Origin of the sequence: Virgibacillus halodenitrificans JCM 12304, assembly GCF_001310895.1 — a bacterium.
Classification (GTDB): domain Bacteria; phylum Bacillota; class Bacilli; order Bacillales; family Amphibacillaceae; genus Virgibacillus_Q; species Virgibacillus_Q halodenitrificans.
The window spans coordinates 1-18,253 of the sequence record NZ_BAZS01000043.1; the positions used below are offsets into that span (position 1 = coordinate 1).

14 protein-coding genes, 1 pseudogene and 1 riboswitch are annotated in these 18,253 nt (G+C 39.4%); of the genes and pseudogenes, 2 read left to right on the forward strand and 13 right to left on the reverse strand.

Annotation, left to right across the window (positions count from 1 at the left end; translation table 11 throughout):
- Positions 1 to 226 precede the first annotated feature (226 nt).
- Positions 227 to 400, reverse strand: a riboswitch (Lysine riboswitch).
- A gap of 72 nt (positions 401 to 472) precedes the next feature.
- From JCM12304_RS16875 to JCM12304_RS16920, 10 genes are all read right to left on the reverse strand, one after another.
- Positions 473 to 1,543, reverse strand: a complete 1,071-nt coding sequence (locus tag JCM12304_RS16875) for a tartrate dehydrogenase (RefSeq protein ID WP_060681731.1) — start codon at positions 1,541 to 1,543, stop codon at positions 473 to 475.
- 28 nt (positions 1,544 to 1,571) lie between these two features.
- Complete coding sequence (locus JCM12304_RS16880; RefSeq protein WP_060681732.1) at positions 1,572 to 3,122, reverse strand: Na+/H+ antiporter NhaC family protein; 1,551 nt, start codon at positions 3,120 to 3,122, stop codon at positions 1,572 to 1,574.
- A 25-nt stretch (positions 3,123 to 3,147) separates the two neighbouring features.
- Positions 3,148 to 4,281 (reverse strand): alanine racemase, encoded by a 1,134-nt coding sequence (gene alr, locus JCM12304_RS16885; RefSeq protein WP_060681733.1) that lies wholly within the window; start codon positions 4,279 to 4,281, stop codon positions 3,148 to 3,150.
- Positions 4,282 to 4,314: 33 nt separating this feature from the next.
- Entirely contained in the window at positions 4,315 to 5,169 is an 855-nt protein-coding gene (dat, locus tag JCM12304_RS16890; RefSeq protein WP_060681734.1) for a D-amino-acid transaminase, read from the reverse strand.
- Positions 5,170 to 5,207: 38 nt separating this feature from the next.
- Entirely contained in the window at positions 5,208 to 6,188 is a 981-nt protein-coding gene (locus JCM12304_RS16895) for a pyridoxal-phosphate dependent enzyme (protein ID WP_082388069.1), read from the reverse strand.
- Positions 6,189 to 6,251: 63 nt separating this feature from the next.
- Complete coding sequence (locus JCM12304_RS16900; RefSeq protein ID WP_060681736.1) at positions 6,252 to 7,448, reverse strand: M20 metallopeptidase family protein; 1,197 nt, start codon at positions 7,446 to 7,448, stop codon at positions 6,252 to 6,254.
- A gap of 328 nt (positions 7,449 to 7,776) precedes the next feature.
- Positions 7,777 to 8,160, reverse strand: coding sequence for a Rid family hydrolase (locus JCM12304_RS16905; protein WP_060681737.1), 384 nt, complete (start codon positions 8,158 to 8,160; stop codon positions 7,777 to 7,779).
- 20 nt (positions 8,161 to 8,180) lie between these two features.
- Positions 8,181 to 9,626 (reverse strand): NAD-dependent succinate-semialdehyde dehydrogenase, encoded by a 1,446-nt coding sequence (locus JCM12304_RS16910; protein WP_060681738.1) that lies wholly within the window; start codon positions 9,624 to 9,626, stop codon positions 8,181 to 8,183.
- Positions 9,627 to 9,654: 28 nt separating this feature from the next.
- On the reverse strand, positions 9,655 to 11,010 hold the full coding sequence (gene gabT / locus JCM12304_RS16915) for a 4-aminobutyrate--2-oxoglutarate transaminase (RefSeq protein WP_060681739.1): 1,356 nt from the start codon (positions 11,008 to 11,010) through the stop codon (positions 9,655 to 9,657).
- Positions 11,011 to 11,062: 52 nt separating this feature from the next.
- Positions 11,063 to 11,752 (reverse strand): GntR family transcriptional regulator, encoded by a 690-nt coding sequence (locus JCM12304_RS16920; RefSeq protein ID WP_060681740.1) that lies wholly within the window; start codon positions 11,750 to 11,752, stop codon positions 11,063 to 11,065.
- Positions 11,753 to 11,934: 182 nt separating this feature from the next.
- Between JCM12304_RS16920 and JCM12304_RS16925 the strand changes: the two genes are divergently transcribed.
- On the forward strand, positions 11,935 to 12,897 hold the full coding sequence (locus JCM12304_RS16925; protein WP_060681741.1) for a 2-hydroxyacid dehydrogenase: 963 nt from the start codon (positions 11,935 to 11,937) through the stop codon (positions 12,895 to 12,897).
- Between the two features lie 547 nt (positions 12,898 to 13,444).
- Here JCM12304_RS16925 and JCM12304_RS16930 read toward each other — a convergent pair.
- From JCM12304_RS16930 to JCM12304_RS16940, 3 genes and pseudogenes are all read right to left on the reverse strand, one after another.
- Positions 13,445 to 14,632, reverse strand: coding sequence for a M24 family metallopeptidase (locus tag JCM12304_RS16930; protein WP_172675317.1), 1,188 nt, complete (start codon positions 14,630 to 14,632; stop codon positions 13,445 to 13,447).
- Between the two features lie 386 nt (positions 14,633 to 15,018).
- Positions 15,019 to 16,421, reverse strand: a pseudogene (locus JCM12304_RS16935) (APC family permease).
- A 277-nt stretch (positions 16,422 to 16,698) separates the two neighbouring features.
- Positions 16,699 to 17,526, reverse strand: a complete 828-nt coding sequence (locus JCM12304_RS16940) for an aldo/keto reductase (protein ID WP_060681742.1) — start codon at positions 17,524 to 17,526, stop codon at positions 16,699 to 16,701.
- A 181-nt stretch (positions 17,527 to 17,707) separates the two neighbouring features.
- Here JCM12304_RS16940 and JCM12304_RS16945 point away from each other — a divergent pair, with 181 nt between their 5' ends.
- Positions 17,708 to 17,938 carry a hypothetical protein gene (locus JCM12304_RS16945; RefSeq protein WP_060681743.1) on the forward strand — a complete coding sequence of 77 codons (231 nt, stop codon included), beginning with the start codon at positions 17,708 to 17,710 and terminating at the stop codon, positions 17,936 to 17,938.
- The last annotated feature ends 315 nt before the right edge of the window (positions 17,939 to 18,253 follow it).

The window sequence follows — 18,253 nt, forward strand, 5'->3', positions numbered from 1 at the left end:
GTCCGTCATCACTCTTGTGATAGACATTCAATCACGTTTTCCGGTGCGCAATGTCCGTCATACCAGCACTAGCGCGCCCTGTCAGTCGCAGCTGGGCTTGGCCTTTCATACCTGTATACTTTCCTATTTTAAAACAAAAACACTCCCATGTATGTGGGAGTGCAGGAGTCTAAATAGAGAAAAGGCAGCTTAGAGACAGATACTTAGTGCATCCAGTCGCCTTTCCTCGATCAGCAGTGCTCCATACACTTCCCATGTATGACAGTATACTTCTTTTTCAAAAGCACACCAGCGATAAAAGCTGACACTTCTTACGCTTCGGCAAATAATCCTTTTATCAACAATCATAGATGTCATTCTCCCGCTGATTACTTTTATTATCTGCACCTCTACCTTATCGATTTCTAATATAAATTAATTTGATTGTAGCAACTATACTAAACATAGGAAGTGGTTGCAAGCTAGAACTTATTCATGTTGCTCTAGATAATATTTCAATAAATCTGTCGCCAACTTCATTTGTTGTTGCCTTCCCACCTAAATCTGGTGTAAGGTTATCCGTTTCCAAAATAATGGAGCTGATTGTTGCTAAGATCTTTTCACTCCATTCTTTCTCATCAAAGAAATCCATCATTTGACTAACTGACCATATTGCCGCAAGCGGGTTAGCAATACCCTGACCAGCAATATCAGGCGCGGACCCATGAACAGGCTCAAACATGGAAGGAAATTCCCTCTCCGGATTAATATTAGCCCCTGTTGCTAATCCCAATCCCCCAGTAATTGCTGCTCCGATATCTGTTAAAATATCTCCAAATAGGTTGCTCGTCACGACCACTTCAAATCTGCCCGGATCTGATACAAAGTAAAGACTGGCAGCATCTACTAAATAGGAGAATGTAGTTACATCTGGATACTCTTTACCAACTTCTTCAAATACTTCATCCCAAAATACCATGGAGTAATTAAGTGCATTCGCCTTACTAATACTTGTTAGTGTACGTTGCGACTTTCTCGCTTCTTCATATGCAAAACGAATAATTCTCTCTGTTCCTTTTCTTGAAAAGACCCCTGTTTGTAGAACTACTTCTTCCGGTTTCCCCTTAAACAGCCACTCTCCTGCTCCAGCATATTCTCCCTCACTATTTTCCCTAATCACGAGCATATCAATATCTTTTTCACTTCTCTTTTTCAATGGTGTGAAGCTTGGGTGCAGCAAGGTTACTGGTCTGAGATTTACGTACTGATCAAACGACTTACGAATCTTTAAAAGTAGATCCCATAAAGAAATATGGTCAGGAACTCCAGGATAGCCAACAGCTCCCAAATATATAGCATCAAACTTTTGAAGCAAGTCAATACCATTAGCGTCCATCATGATGCCCTTTTCAAGGTAATATTCACACCCCCATGGGAATGTTTCAAAGGTGAAGGACAGCCCTTGGTCCATTCTCTCTATTGCATGCAATACTTTTACACCTTGTTCAACTACTTCTGGTCCAATTCCATCCCCGGGAATTAGTGCTATTTTTATTTTTTTCATAATCTCCTCCTGCATTCACAAATGTAGTTTACGCGCCCAATCTCTCTTCTTCCTGAGTCATTTTCTTCTCTTCACGATTCCCAAGATAGCGTATGAGGAAAAACTGTACGATAACCCCAACAAGTAACAACACGATACTGCTTCCAATAATGTTATAAGACAAATACAATATGCCCGCGATTCCTGCTGGAACCAATGCATACGGTATTTGTGTATTTACATGTGCAATGTGATCTGAACCAGCAAAAATGGAAGCCATTACTGTAGTATCAGATATTGGCGAGACATGATCCCCAAAAATAGCACCAGCAAATATGGCACCGACTACAATTGGAATTAAATCAACATCTCCTAATGTATAGGCAAGTGGAATAGCCAGTGGTGTCAGGATAGACATCGTCCCCCAAGAGGTTCCTGTAGCAAAAGATATAAACATCCCTATAACAAATACAAGAAACGGCAATAAGGCAGCAGACATCCAGCCTTGTGTTGCATTCACTACAAACTCAGCTGTGCCAAGTTCGGACGTAACCGTACCAATAGACCAAGCCAAGACAATAATAACAAGAGCAGGCAGCATTGTCCGTATGCCACCTAATAGTGTATCTTCACATTTTTTTAAACCCATCCCCTGAATTAGAGCGAGAATAATTCCAACAAATGTCATTGCAAATGCTCCCCAAGTCAGGGCTACAGACACGTCCGTGTCAGCGAGAGCATCCATCATGGATTTCCCCTCAGCTCCTCCACCTGAATACCACAGCCCCCATACACTTACACTTATAAGTGTTACAAGAGGTAAAACGAAGTTCCACACACTCCCATCTCTTTTATGGGGCTCACCCAGGTCCTGTTCCACAGAAGATAATGGGGTGGACCCGTCCGGAATTAGTTTTCCTGTTTTTCCTGCTCTCCTCTCTGCTTTTGCCATTGGACCAAAGTCTTTCCCCATGATGATCATTGGGACAGCGAGCAAGCAAAGAATAGCATAAAAATTCCATGGAATAGATTGCAAGAAAGCGAAATAAGGTTCGATGCCAACAATGCTCGCACTAGCTACAGCTGCAGCAATTAATGAAACCTGAAAACCAATCCAATCTGAAACAGGTCCGATCGTTGCCATAGGGGCAGCTGTGGAATCAAGAATATAGGATAGCTTCTCTCGAGAGACCTTATGTTTTGCGGTAATATCCTTTGAGGCATTACCAACGATAACCGAATTAACATAATCATTAAAAAACACAATAATACCTAAGATGTATGGTAAGAACAACACTCTTTTTTTCGTCGTTAATTTTTTCTCTAAAAGTCGGATCAAGCCTTCAGATCCGCCTGTTTTAAACATAAAAGCTGCACCTGTTCCAAGTAATGCTGTCATAACAAGAAAGCGCGCATTCCATGGATCGACCATTACATCCTTCATCCAAGTAAATGTAACTCCAACTGCTTCAAACGGATTGCCTCCAGCGAAAATTAAGCCTCCTACCCAAATACTAATAAATAACGAAAATAATACACGTTTTGTAAAAATCGCCAAAACTACTGCTACAATAGGCGGAATTACAGATAAAAAATCCATTCTCTTTCCCCCATTCTTTTTCGTGTTAATTTTCTATATATTTCCTCGGAATTCGTTCGGTCAAACTTGCTAGTATTTCATCAATATTGCTACCTGCCCACTTAGCAATTTCTCTTGCTCCAATTCTTTCCTTCCCTTGCTCACCAAGCAAAACAACTTCATCGCCTTCTTTAACATCCGAAATATCTGTTACATTAATAAGTGTCTGATCAAGTGAAATTGTCCCAATGATTTTGGCTCTCTTTCCTCTTACCAGCATTTCACCTTTGTTAGATAGTGCTCTTTTATAACCATCTCCGTGACCAATTGGCACAACAGCTATCTTTTCTACAGAGCTACTAACATAACTTCCACTATAACCAACCGGAGTTCCAGGAGGGATTTCCCGCACCTGTAACAGGCGGGACTTCAAAGTCATTACAGGCTTTAATGAAAGTTTTTTCTCTTGCCGGATGTCAGGGGTATAACCAAATAAGGCTACACCTGGTCGCACCATATCTAAATGCATATCCTTTCTTTCCAATGTAATACTAGAGCCACCAGCATGCTGGAGCGGAAAATGATATCCACTTTGTTGGAGCTGTATTACCGTCTGCTGAAAAAGAGCGAATTCTTTTTCAGTTTGCTCCCAATCACCATCATCTGCTCTTGAGAAATGTGTATAAATCCCTTCCCATTCCAAATTCGGGAGATGGTAAGTTGTTTTACAAAAGGAAGTAATCTGTTTGGGCTCAACTCCAAATCGATGTAACCCAGTATCAACCTTCAAGTGGACAATTGCGATTTTGGCTTGATGTATCGCTTCATCGCTTAATCGCTTTGCTAGAGTTACGGAGGATACAGAAATAGTTAAATCATAAGTAATTGCTACCTCTGCCTGCTCAAGTACTATAGAGCTAAGAATATGGATCGGAACCAGGAGGCCATGCTCTCGAAGCATAACTCCTTCTTCCACAGTAGTTACTCCAAGACGTTCAGCACCAGATGCTACAGCTGCTTCTCCCATTGGAACAACACCATGCCCATAAGCATTTGTCTTGATGACAGCAAGCATGCTGGCACGTGGGGCGTGTTCCTTTAGTTTACAAATATTCTCGCTAAAAGCTGCCATACTTATCTCAGCAATTGTGGGATGATGATATACCAATGTATGCTGCAACCATACCGCCTCCTCCTTGCTACTTATAGATTTTTAAGATTTGCTTTTTACTTGTTTTTGATAAAGTTTGCGGAATTCATGGAGAATTTTTTTGGTTATATTACCAGGATTACCTGATGCTATCGTATGCTGATCTACTTTTAAAATGGGGACTATATCTAATTTGGTAGCTGTAATAAACACTTCTTCAGCTTGAAGCATTTCCTTGATGTTAAATGGCTTTTCATTTACGGGGATACCAAGTTTATTACACAATTGAAGAACCTGTTGTCTTGTAATTCCATTTAATATAAAGTTGTTCGCTGGATGTGTATAAACTTCCTCGTTCCTTACCATAAAAACATTTGAGGCACTCGCCTCTGTGACTGTTTCCCCTCGATGCAGAATTGCCTCTATAGCGTTTTGTTCCACAGCTTTTTGTTTAGCCAGCACATTTGGAAGTAAATTTAATGTCTTTATATCACATCGTAACCAGCGAATATCTTCTGTTAATGTAGCTATCGCCCCTTCATCTTCAACATTACTCATTCTCTGCTCTGCTCTCGTATATGCTACCATTACTGGTGATACTTCAGGGGAAGGGAATTCGTGCCATCTGGCAGCAGTCCCACGAGAGATTTGCAGATAAATAATCCCTTCCACAAGTTCATTGACTTGAACAAGCTTTTCCAGGTTTCCCTTAATCTTTTCTATCTTTTCAGGAAGCTGCAGATGAACTTCTTTCGCACTCCGCTTCAGCCTTAACAGATGCTCTTCAAGAAGAAAGGGCTTTCCGTCATAGACTCCGATCACTTCATAAATACCATCACCAAATTGATAGCCCCTATCTTCTATATCAATAGAACGTTCACGTGCGGTGATTTGGTTATTAAATAAGATTTTATTCATTTTCAAACCTCCAAACCTTATTACTTTTTCAGAATTCCCTACCAAGAATGATGTGCCTGCATGATATCGAATAATACTTCTGAACCTACACTGTTACCAGTAATCATAATTACATTATGTGTTCCCAACTTGACTTTTTTGTTTATTATTGCACCGATACCACAGGCAGCAGCTCCTTCAATGGCCATGCGATGGTGGATAAGCATAAAATGCATCCCGGCAGTTATATCTTCTTCCTCCAACAAAATAATGTCATCAACGTATTTTTGGACCAAGGGAAATGTGAATTTATTATTCAAGCCAATGCCCCCGAGAAGACTATCAGCGTAAGTATCTTGTTCCTCTACCAAAAGTGGCTTACCTGCTTTAATACTCTCATACATTGCTGCACTGCTTGTTGGCGACAGTCCAATAATATTAATTGATGGATCAATTGTTTTCATTGCGACTCCAATTCCAGAATGCAATCCACCCCCAGACAAACCACCAAAAATGGTATCCACTTCCGGCAGCTCCTCGATAATTTCTAAACCAATTGTCCCTTGTCCTGCAATGACTTCCGGATCATCAAATGGGTGTAAAATAGTCAATCCCTTTGATTTCTGAAGCTGTTCACATCTCTCCGCCGCGTCATCCTGTGATTGTCCGTATATTTCTAATTGAGCGCCTGAACGACGAAGTGCTGCTACTTTAGTTTGCGGTACACGTTCAGAAATACAGACAGTGGCTCGGATACCTAACTGTTTTGCTATCATAGCAACACTTACTCCAAAATTCCCGGTAGAAAAAGTAGTGACACCTAGCTTCCTTTCTTCCTCTGTTAACAATAATATTTTATTCGTCGCCCCCCTTATTTTAAAAGAACCAGAAGCATGTAGATTTTCCAGTTTTAGATATATAGCACAATTCGCAATTTCAGACAGTCTTTCAGAGTAAATTAAAGGAGATTGCTGAATATAAGGGGCTATTCGCTTTTTGGCCTTCCATATATCACGGAGACTTACGGAACTTTGATCCACATACACACCTCCAGACATTTCAATCCTGTTAACTGAACAGTTTGTAGCGTATTTGTATATTTTCTAACTCAAAAAATTTCTCACTGTTTCTGATAAAATTGCCGTACCTACAGGTAAGACATTTTCGTCGATATCAAAGCATGGAGTATGCAAATCACGATTTTCATTGTCGGAAAGCGCACATCCGAGGAAAAACATAGCCCCTGGGATGTGTTGAGTCATGTGTGCGAAATCCTCCCCACCTAATCCAAAAGGTTCGTTTTTAATCTTAAAATCCGGGTAAAGTCTACTAATAGCTGACCTTACTAATTGATTAATCTTCGGATGATTCTTTAGAGCAGGATCCTCACCTGAAATAGTTATTTCTGCCCTTCCTCCTAATGTATCCACCAGGGCAAAGGCTTTTTGTACCTCATCATGTAACAGCTCCCTCACATATGGTTGATAACTTCGAATCGTACCTTTTACATTTACTTGTGATGGAATGACATTACTGGCGCTCCCACTTTGTATAGAGCCAATACTGATCACCGCTGATTCTAGGGGAGATACCCTTCGACTTGGTATGCCATACAGTACTTGCAATACTGAAGTGAGCATCCAAAACGGATCTGTTCCCAGATGGGGATAAGCTCCGTGTCCCCCAGAACCACTAACAATCGCTTCGAACACATCTACATTAGCCATACTATATCCGTCATGCACTTTTACCTCGCCAAGTGTTTCTTCTGGGCTCATATGCAAAGCAATTACTGCATCCATTACATCCAGCACTCCTGCTTTTATCATATAAGGGGCTCCTGTTAATCCTTCTTCGTCCGCTTTTTCTTCTGCAGGCTGAAACAGGAATTTAACTGTGCCCTGAAGCTGCCCTTTGGAGAAATATTCACCAAGCAAATGGGCTGCTCCTAAGCAGATAGCCGTATGAGCATCATGCCCACAAGCATGCATTACCCCTTCATTTTTTGATTTATATGCTGTATTGTTTTCTTCCTGGATTGGTAATGCGTCCATATCCGCACGAATAGCAATCTTTGGTCCTGATCCTGAGGTTAATGTGCCAACAATTGCAGTTGGGTAACCGATGCCCTCCTCTACGATTAAACCAGGTACCCTTCTTAACAAATCAGCTACATAACGAGAAGTCTTCCATTCTTGAAAACTAAGTTCAGGATACATGTGGAGCTGCCTACGCCATTCAACCAGATTTTGTTTTAGTTTATCTGCTTCCTGAACTAGTTTTTGGCCTTCTGTGCTCAATAACCTCACCCTCCATCAAAAAATGCGCAAGCGCCCGTTTAGCAACGTACAAACTGGAGATCTTCTGCATGAGATAAAGGAAACATGCCCCCGCAAAAGGGGTATGCCGACGTTGGCCGCAAAGGCCGTCGTTAGTCGGCCCTCCTTCTTATGCATAGCGAATCGATGTTGACTTATCGTAGAAAGAAGATTGAAGTTTGCTAGTTGCTGGGCGCTGGAGCTGGATATAGCCGTTCATGCATAAGAACAAAATAGAGGCAAAATTTAATACATTCTTATTTTTGTATAAAAAAGAGAGCAAACAAGCCTTGCTCCCTTCCTTTCCTAGTCAAACCATAGAAGCTATCGCTGTAATCTCTACCTTTACGCCCAGTAGCTGGCTGCCAACTGTTATCCTGGTTGGTTTTACTTCAATAGACTTAAAGAATGATTCATATACTCTATTAAACTCATGTACATTACTTTCAGTTAGCTCAGACAAATGACAGGTCATATGGACAATATCCTCTAGATCTGCCCCTTTTTCCCTTAAAATATTTTTTATGTTTGTAAGTGCAGCATCGGTCTGTTCCGCAACTGTGTTACCTTTGAGACTACCATTTGACTGATAGCCATCCTGGCCAGAAACAAAAATGAAATCACCAAACTTTATTCCTTGTGAATAAGGACCTGTGGGACGGGGCGCATGTTCAGAAAAGATCTGTTCTTTCATTACATTCACTCCCTCTCCCCTTATTCCATGCCAATGGAAACATACTGTGATTCAACAAAGGCATCCATTCCTTCATGACCGCCTTCCCTGCCAATTCCACTTTCTTTCATTCCTCCAAACGGAACTTGAGCAGCTGATGGCGCACCGTCATTCCAGCCAACAATACCAAAATTCAACTTTTCAATAAGCTTCGTTCCTCGCGCCACATTTTCTGTGAAAATATAGGCAGCCAGCCCGTATGGGGTGCTGTTTGCCAACTTGATTGCTTCTTCATCTGAGTAAATTTTTTGGACAGGAGCGACCGGGCCAAATGTTTCTTCTTGCATTACAACCATTGAAGCGTCTACATTTTTTATAACGGTAGGCTTATAGAACACCCCATTACTTGAATCAACCGGTTCGCCTCCCGTTACTACCGTGGCCCCTTTAGCAACTGCATCTTTCACATGATGGGAAACTTTCTCAAGACCTGACTGATTTATTAAAGGACCTACCGCAACTGATTCGTCTATCCCGTCGCCTACCTTTAGTTGTCTTACTTGTTCTGCAAACTTTTCAATAAATGCTTCATATACTCCAGCCTGCACGTATATTCGATTTGCACAAATACAGGTTTGCCCTGCATTTCTGAATTTGGATGCCATCACACCTTTGACCGCTTTATCTATATCCGCATCATCAAGTACGACCATTGGTGCATGACCGCCAAGTTCCAGTGATAAGCGTTTTACTTGATCAGCACTTTGTCTAATTAGAATTTTACCAACCTCAGTAGAGCCAGTGAAGGTTATTTTTCGAACACGTTCATCCTCCATTAGCGTTTTCGTTATTTTTGAAGAAGAACCAGTCACCAGATTAACAACACCCTTTGGAAAACCTGCTTCTTCACATAGCTCCATTAGTTTTACTGCCGTTAGAGGGCTTTCACCAGAAGGCTTCATAATAACCGTACAGCCAGCTGCCAGCGCTGGACCCATCTTCCTTGTCAGCATGGCTGCCGGAAAATTCCAAGGTGTTATTGCGGCCACAACACCAACCGGTTTTTTCCAAACCTGTAAACGCTTAGCTGCTACGTGAGAAGGAATTGTTTCACCATATACTCGCTTGCCCTCCTCTGCAAACCATTCAATAAATGTAGCTGCATAAACCACTTCACCTCTTGACTCATTAATGGGCTTCCCCATTTCCAGTGTCATCGTTTGGGCTAATGCCTCCTGGTTTTCCAACATAAGATGATACAGCTTTTTTAGATAGCTAGCCCGTTCATAAGCTGTAGTCTGTGACCATGTTTCAAAAGCTCGATGTGCCGCATCAATTGCCATCTGTGTTTCTTTTTCTCCACCAATTGGAAAGCTTCCAACGGTCTCCCCATTTGCAGGATTTATAACATCTTTTGAGTCAAGTTCTTCTCCGATCCACTCTCCATCGATATGCATACATGCCTTTATTTTGTCTACTTCTGCCATTGACATATTCCCTCCTATATTTCTAAAGTTAATTTTGTACGGCTTCGTTGACAGTTGCCTTAATTGCCGCCTCTAATATATCAAGACCTTCCTCCAACTGTTCATCCGTTATGACGAGCGGCATTAAAAGTCGCACGACGTTATCGTAAAAACCTGCTTTCAATGCAATTAATCCTTGATTCTGAGCTTCTTTTAATATCCTTCCTGTAATATTTCCATCCGGTTTCTTACTTTCTCGATCCTCTACAAACTCAAGCGCACACATCGCTCCAAGACCACGATAGTCGCCAATAACCTCATAATTTTTATATAACTGTTCAAATTTTTTCATTACTTTATCTCCTATTTCAATTGCACGCTCGTTTAAATTCTCTTTTTTCATAACGTCCAATACAGCAATCCCTGCTTTGCAGCCAAGCGGACTACCACAATATGTTCCTCCCAGCTCACCGGATTTGGCATGATCCATTATATTTTTTCTTCCAATCACCCCACTAATTGGCAATCCTGCGGCCATCGATTTCGATATGGTGATCAAGTCTGGTTCCACTTCGTAATGCTCCATAGCAAAATATTTCCCGGTTCGACCGAATCCAGTCTGAATCTCATCTGCGATAAATAAGATTCCATGCTGCTTGCATAATTCATAAACTCCTTTTACAAATGCCTTATCAGGAATAATAAAACCACTTTCCCCCTGTATTGGTTCCATAATGATGGCAGCAACCTGGCTGGGATCTACTTCACTAATAAAGAAATCTTTCAGTTGGTCGAGCAGATACGTTGTATACGCTTCCTGACTCATTGATTTGGGACGTCGATATGCATATGGAAATGGGGCATGGTAGATTTCCGGCGCAAATGGCCCATATTCATATTTATATGGTCTTACCTTACCGGTTAATGACATCGCTAATAATGTTCTCCCATGAAATCCACCTGAAAATGATACAACCGCCTGGCGATTCGTAAATTTCCGGGCAATTTTTATGGCATTCTCTACAGCTTCTGCTCCACTATTCAGGAACATTACTTTCTTATCAAAATTACCTGGAGCTAGATTAGCTATTTTCTCAGCAAATTCAATATATGGATCATACATCATTACGTTAAATCCAGTGTGAATATAATTATCCACTTGTTCATGTAATGCAGTGACCACCGTGTCATGACAGTGACCTGCATTTATTGTTCCAATCGCTCCAGCAAAATCAATAAAGCTGTTTCCATCCACATCCTCCAACAAGGCACCTTTTGCTGTTTTGACAAATGTCGGTATTCCATAGCTCACACCGTTAGGTACGATATCCAACCTTCGTTGAAGTAGCTCTTTCGCCTTGGGGCCAGGTAATTTTGTTTTCACATTTGCAAACACTCTTGCCATATGATCAGCCTCCTTCAAATTATGTTCATAACGGATGGACAACATTAGGTAGTTATTTCTGGTTTGGTATTACTTTGTCATCCTCCACTTCTTTCCTGCCAAGTATTTTTTCTTCTACATAAACAATATGGTTTTTCACCTTTTCTTTAACAACAGATGAATCCTTCGTTTTTAATGCTTCCAGTAAAGCCTGATGTTCTTCGTAAAAGGAGTGGAAACTGGAATAGTATTGATCAAGATGCATAAGGAAAGTACGAATCTGTACTTGCAAAGAATCGTAAATCTTAATTATCCGTGAATTATCACATAGATCCACCACATACCGATGAAACTGCACATCCAAATCAAATAATGCCTTCCAATCCTGCGCTTGCGCCTTTATTTTCATCTCTTTTGTTATTTTTTCCAATGCATTAAAGTGACAAGCTTCTATTTTTGGTAGCGCTTTCGAAAATGCCGTAGTTTCAATTAAGGTACGCAACTCAATAATTTCATCAAGATCCTTTTCAGTAAAAGTTGCTACATACGTACCTTTTCTTGCTTTACTTATTACTAACTCTTCTATTTCAAGGATTTTCAATGCTTCTCGTATAGTGCTGCGACTTACATCAAAGGATTCGGCAAGATCACTCTCAAGCAATCGTTCACCAAATTCAATCTCTTTGTTCCATATCTTTTTCTTTAATTGGTCAGCTATCAACTGACTAAGTGGCTTCTGTAAAATAGAATGGTCGTCATCCACCTTTTGAGCTCCCCTTCCACTCTAGAGTAATTGTTGTTTGTCGATTGTCGACAATGATTACCCTCATCATAAATCACAAGAATTTACTTGTCAATAAAATTTAGATAATTTTAAATTATTTATTTTTATTGTTGACTTTACAATGAATTATGCCTATTTTAAGTGTAGAAAGGGGGATTTTTATGAGAAAAAAAGTTATTGTGTATAATCGATTGGAGCAACCAGTATTAGAAAAGCTTAAAGAGAAGTATGACGTCCATTATTTTAAAGATGTGGACACAAGAAAAGATCCTACATTTTTACAACAATTAAAAGAGACAGAGGGAATCATTGGCTTAGAGCTCCCTGTAGACCGTGAACTCCTTAATAGTGCACCGAACTTAAAAGTTATTAGCAATGTATCTGTTGGATATAACAATCTGGACATGGAGGAAATTAACAAACGTAATATTATGGCAACAAATACTCCAGGAGTACTAACAGATACAGTAGCAGATGCGATCTTCGGGATTCTTGTTTCTGCTGCAAGAAGAATACCTGAGCTCGATCACTATGTAAAAAGCGGAAAATGGACTAATAAAACAATAGACTCTGCCTACTTTGGTTTGGATGTGCATCATAAAAAGATAGGAATAATTGGTATGGGACGTATTGGTAAAGCTATTGCCAAGCGAGCGCATTTTGGTTTTGATATGGAGATCTTGTATCATAGCCGTTCAAGGAAGCCAGACGTCGAGGAAACCTTCTCAGCTGAGTATTGTGATCTTGATAATTTACTCTCACAATCCGACTTTGTATGTCTTATCACACCCTTAACTCCTGAAACTGAAGGAATAATTGGGAAAAATGAATTTAAAAAAATGAAAAAAACAGCAATTTTTATTAATGGATCTCGAGGGAAAACAGTTGTAGAAGAAGACTTAATTCAAGCACTACAATGTGGGGAAATAGCTGGTGCCGGTCTCGACGTCTTTGAAAAAGAGCCAGTTGACTCAGACAATCCTCTACTAAAAATGGAAAATGTCGTAACGACACCGCATATTGGGTCCTCAACCTACGAAACAGAACTTAATATGTCTAAGCTAGCAGCTCATAACCTGGAAGAGGGGCTAGAGGGAAGAATTCCACCAAATCTCATTAGGTAATAAACGGCCTGCAAAAACAGCTTCGAGTAAAGTAAGCCAAGCAAAGTCGCCCTGTCTTGGGACTGCGCTTACTCGTCCCACCGAAGACCTTTTGGGACTGCGTTTTCTCGACCTATTTATATTTTAATATCTTTAAAACAGATCCAGCCTCATTTTATAGGTGGATCTGTTTTTATTACCAATTAATTCACTCTCATTTTTCAGCTTCAAAACACAAGTGTCAAGCCCCGCTTTTTTGCTTTATGATAATTGTAGACATTAAGTGAGCATACTATCTATAAGCTATAATAAAGTAGATGATAGACATTGCGGGTGCTAAATCGGGCGGCAATGTCTTTCATCAGGTGCATGATAGACATTGCGGGTGCTAAATCATACGGCAATGTCTTTCACCAGGTGCATGATAGACATTGAGAGTGCTAAATCATACTACAATGTCTTTCATCAAGCCCATGATAGACATTGAGAGTGCTAAATCATATGGCAATGTCTTTCATCAAGCCCATGATAGACATTGAGAGTGCTAAATCGGGCGGCAATGTATTCATCATGCTAAACGAATGTTTGGCTTTACATAAAGCTCCCTGGGAAAATCGGCTAGTACCTCACAGCCATTTTCAGTTACACGAAAGGACTCACTAATCTCCATACCAATAGGACCTAAATCTATTGTTGGGATCATATGAAAAACCATATTCGGTTGCAAAATCGTCTTGTCTCCAGGTCTGATACTTGCCGTGTGCTCGCCCCAGTCTGGTGGATAATTTAGTCCAGTGGAATAACCCATTCGAGACTCTTTCTTTACTCCATTTTTTTCAATAGATTTTCTCCAGGACTGTTCTATTTCTTCACATGTGACACCAGCTTTTATACAATCCAAAGCAGCATTTAAACCTTCAATAACTACCTCACTTAACCTGTACAATTCCTCACTCGGTTTCCCAATCACTGCAGTACGTGCCAAAGGAGAATGATACCGTTTATAACAGCCTGCCAATTCAATAATTACTGGGGCTCCATCTGTAAAAGGTTCATCTGTCCATGTTAAATGGCAGGCAGAGGTCTTCTCCCCTGTAGGCAGTAGTGGTACGATGGCTGGATAGTCTCCACCATATTCTTCCGTCCCAGTAATTTGAGCGTAAGAAATTCCTGCTACTACATCACATTCCCTTACACCTTCCTGTATCGTATCAAAAGCAACTTGCATTGCTTTTTCGGATATTTTTGCAGCCTTTCTTATATACTCAATTTCTAAATCAGATTTAATAATCCGAATCCAATTGACTAAATTCGTTCCATCCACAAGAACTGCATTTCTTAGCCCTTGAGTAAGTCGCACATAACAATGTGCAGTAAAATAGTAGGCATCCATTTCTACTCCAATTTTTTTCTTATCCTTTTTTTTAGTCTTGAGAAATTCACAAACAAAATCCATTGGATGCCTTATTGTTGACTGGACAAAGTGGTCCGCATAAGGATGAATATGCTCCTCATCCAACCAAGTAGTGTATTTTGCTGCATTAGCATCCATTCCCCTACCAATCCAATAAGGTTGATCTTCATCCACCATAACAACAAGCAATTGATGCACATAAAAAGACCATGCATCATATCCTGTTAGATAGTTCATGTTTGCTGGATCAGTTACCAATAGTACTTCAATACCAATTTGCTCCATCCTTTGCTTTGTTTTATGAAGTCTTTCTTGAAATTCTGAAATAGGAAATGTCAACATTATATCCCATCCCTTCTTCAAAATACGCTCATTTGTAAGCGCTTTCTATTTTACTAAAAAAATTCCTCCTTCTCCCCATTTATGAGAACCAGTTAGTAATGCTATTTCAACTTACCTTTAAAGAGAGAACACAGCATCTTGTTATAATACTAGTAGATGTAATTAAATAATTAATTGGTACTAATCTCCATTTGTCGATTGTCGACAATATGTACGGTCATTATATTCTACATAATTTTAAATTGTCAATACTTTTAAATAATTAATTTAATTTTTGGATAAGTTATATTTGATAAAGCTCTTCCACAAGAAGAACCCAGCTGATTGCTGGGTCTTAAAATGTGCTTGATAATAGGAAACACATATTTCGTTCTTTTATTAGTATATTAATTAATCCTGTCTATTTCATTTTTCATATGTTTATCTGCATATTCCTTCCCATACTTTACCATGGATATCTTATATAAGATAATACCGAGCACTATCCATAAACCTACAATCACCCACTCATATGGCCATATAAGTGCAGAAGCATACCGGGCATATAAAGTACAGCTATACCCGTCGCCATAATGGTAGCTATCCAACCAATGACGGTGCCGCCTGGCAGTTTAAAAGGACGCTTCATCTCTGGTGCTTTCTTTCGTAATATGATAAAAGAAACAGCTACCATCAACCAGGCAACAACTAGACCTAGCCCGCCAGCATCAACCAGCCATACAAGAGCAGGTCTGCCTAATAGCGGCGCTGCAGTTGACAACACTCCAATAAGAACAATTGCTTTATGAGGTGTATTGTATTTAGGGTGTAATTCTCCTAAAGATTTTGGTAGCATCCGCCTTGCAAGAGCATATATTGCTCTGCTCCCACCAACATAGAATCCCAGCCAGCTTGTTAAAATACCACCGATCCCGCCTAGCACCAAAATATTCCCCATCATTTTACTATCACCAAATGCCTTAGCCATGGCGTCTGCAGTAACAAGATTTGATTCATTTATCTCCGCAGGGGTTAACACTCTTGAGACACCAAATATCACTGCAATATACCAAACTACTGCGAGTACGACAGAAAAAATCAACAATTGTCCTATTCTTTTTTGAGGCAGATTAATTTCCTCTGCCGCTTGGGGGATGACGTCAAATCCTACAAACATAAATGGTGTCATAATTACCACAGTCAGCAATCCAGCAATCCCCTTTTCGAAAAAAGGATCCATGTTTTGTACATTTCCTGTTACTGAACTTCCTGTAATAAGCATAAGTCCTGCGATTAGAATTAATAACGTCAAAATAAATGTTATTGCTGTAGTTAACTTAATTCCTCTATAGTTCACCCACGCAATAAATACGGAGCCTAATATACCTACACCAGCCCAAGTAATCGTAACATCCCACCCTGCAATGGTATATAAATACCCCTGACTATAGTTAGGGATCAAATATTCAAACACAGTAGGCAAGGCCACCGCCTCAAATCCAACAACAGATACATATCCAAGAATAATTGCCCATGTTGCTATAAATGATGCGGTTCTTCCCATTGCTTTATAAGTATATACATGTTCTCCCCCAGCAAGAGGCAATGCTGAAGCTAACTCTGCATAAGTAAGACCAACAAAGACAACCAGTGTACCACCAATTGCAAAGGCTAGTATTGCACCAAGAGATCCTGCTTCAGTTATCCACAGCCCTGTAGTAACAACCCATCCCCAGCCAATCATTGCCCCAAATGCTAAGGCAATAACATCTTTATTGCCCAATATTTTCAGCAATTTTTGCTCTTTCATGTTGCTCCCTCCTCAATTAGATTAGAAAAGAACTACCATTTCAGAAAATATATGCTATCTTTTTCTTGTTCATACATTTAAGGAGCTCCTTCTTATTGAGGAAAATAAAATTCAACTTATTCTTTTCAAATTAAAAAACCAGAAATATAGACAAGAGGGCCATGGTAACCACTTATCTTTAATTCCGGTTTCAAATTAAAATTATTTCATTTTATCAGGTAATTTAGTAATGTTCAGAAACATAGTAAACCATTCGTATTCATATAAAGTTTTTCTATTAATCAAAGCTGTCCGGATTTGTTCCTGCACGTTCATCTCTGTTTAAGCTATTAATTTCCTGCATTTCTTCCTCTGTAAGAGAGAAATTAAATACATCTGCATTCTCTTTGATCCGATGCTCATGTACAGACTTCGGTATGGTGATGACGTTATTTTGAATATCCCATCGTAAAATAACTTGTGCCACGGTTTTTCCATATTTTTCACCAATACGCTCTAATGTAGCTTCACTTAATAATCCCCCACGTTTAAGTGGAGACCATGCCTCAAGTACTATTTTATGTTCTTCACAAAATGTTTTAAGATTTACCTGCGTGAGATGAGGGTGGTATTCCACCTGGTTTATTACTGGTGTGACTTCACAATCATTTAATAGATTTTGCAAATGATGAATATGAAAATTGCTAACCCCAATAGCTCGGACTTTTCCATCTTTATAAAGTTTTTCCATTGCACGCCATGTTTCTTTATATAAACCCTTTACAGGCCAGTGAATCAGATATAAATCAAGGTAATCCATATCAAGTTTCTTAAGTGTTTCCTCACATGCCTGTAATGTAGAATCATACCCCTGTTGGTCATTCCAAACTTTAGATGTAACAAAAATATCCTTTCGAGGCACTCCAGATTCTTTAATTCCTTTTCCAACTCCAGCTTCATTGTTATAGAAAGAGGCTGTATCAATACTGCGATAGCCATGTTCCAGAGCTAGTTTCACAGCATTTATTACCGTCTCCCCATCCTCTACTTTATAAACACCTAAACCAAAGCCAGGCATTTCAATACCATTATTCAACATAACTCTATCTTGTATATGGTTAATCATATTACCTCCCCTTTCGATTATTGTAATTTAAGTATACGTTATTTTTTTAATCCGGAAAAATAACACAGTACTAATGTAGTTTATATTTCTTTTCTTAATTAAACTTATTCTTCAACCCACCTAAGTTAATATAAAACAACGAATTAATATGGTGGTTACTCTTGTCTAATAGGAGGTTATTATGAGAAAGCTTACAAAACAGGAAGAAGCTGTGCTTGAGAACCTTCTGGAAGAAGGAGTCTTTGCTATAGATAATAAAAGCTACTTCATTACTCTAGTAGAAACCCCAGCCAACTTACATAAAACTAATAAAGAAGATTTAAAAATAGAGACTAAAAAACAGACCATACTTCAAGGGGATAAATTTTCCATCGATGATGTGATTGAATTAATGGATGCCGGAGCATTGTAATTTCCGGCATCCATCTTTTTTCATTTACCGGAATCGAAAGAGTTAAACAAGAATTAAACGTATAGATTAGTAAAAAAAGATCCTTTTATAATTATCTTCCGAAAACCCTCCGTTCATCGTCAGAAATAGTATTATAAACCAATATAAGAGACTCTCATCTCCACTTTTCATAAATTGATTATTTTTTAAAAGGAATTATTTTTAAACGAATACTTACGATTTTAAATGAATTGACCCCTACTTTCTGGGGTTATTTTTTTATACTTATTTCAGCATCCCTTCTCTATCTAAAGTACAAAATGAACAAAACGATAT

Bases quoted from the DNA above. Each gene is read 5' to 3' on its own strand.
- JCM12304_RS16875 (WP_060681731.1), bottom strand. From the start codon at position 1,543: ATGAAAAAAATAAAAATAGCACTAATTCCCGGGGATGGAATTGGACCA.
- JCM12304_RS16905 (WP_060681737.1), bottom strand. From the start codon at position 8,160: ATGAAAGAACAGATCTTTTCTGAACATGCGCCCCGTCCCACAGGTCCT.
- JCM12304_RS16940 (WP_060681742.1), bottom strand. From the start codon at position 17,526: ATGATTAACCATATACAAGATAGAGTTATGTTGAATAATGGTATTGAA.
- dat (WP_060681734.1), bottom strand. From the start codon at position 5,169: ATGAATAAAATCTTATTTAATAACCAAATCACCGCACGTGAACGTTCT.
- JCM12304_RS16910 (WP_060681738.1), bottom strand. From the start codon at position 9,626: ATGGCAGAAGTAGACAAAATAAAGGCATGTATGCATATCGATGGAGAG.
- JCM12304_RS16880 (WP_060681732.1), bottom strand. From the start codon at position 3,122: ATGGATTTTTTATCTGTAATTCCGCCTATTGTAGCAGTAGTTTTGGCG.
- JCM12304_RS16945 (WP_060681743.1), top strand. From the start codon at position 17,708: ATGAGAAAGCTTACAAAACAGGAAGAAGCTGTGCTTGAGAACCTTCTG.
- JCM12304_RS16930 (WP_172675317.1), bottom strand. From the start codon at position 14,632: ATGTTGACATTTCCTATTTCAGAATTTCAAGAAAGACTTCATAAAACA.
- JCM12304_RS16925 (WP_060681741.1), top strand. From the start codon at position 11,935: ATGAGAAAAAAAGTTATTGTGTATAATCGATTGGAGCAACCAGTATTA.
- gabT (WP_060681739.1), bottom strand. From the start codon at position 11,010: ATGGCAAGAGTGTTTGCAAATGTGAAAACAAAATTACCTGGCCCCAAG.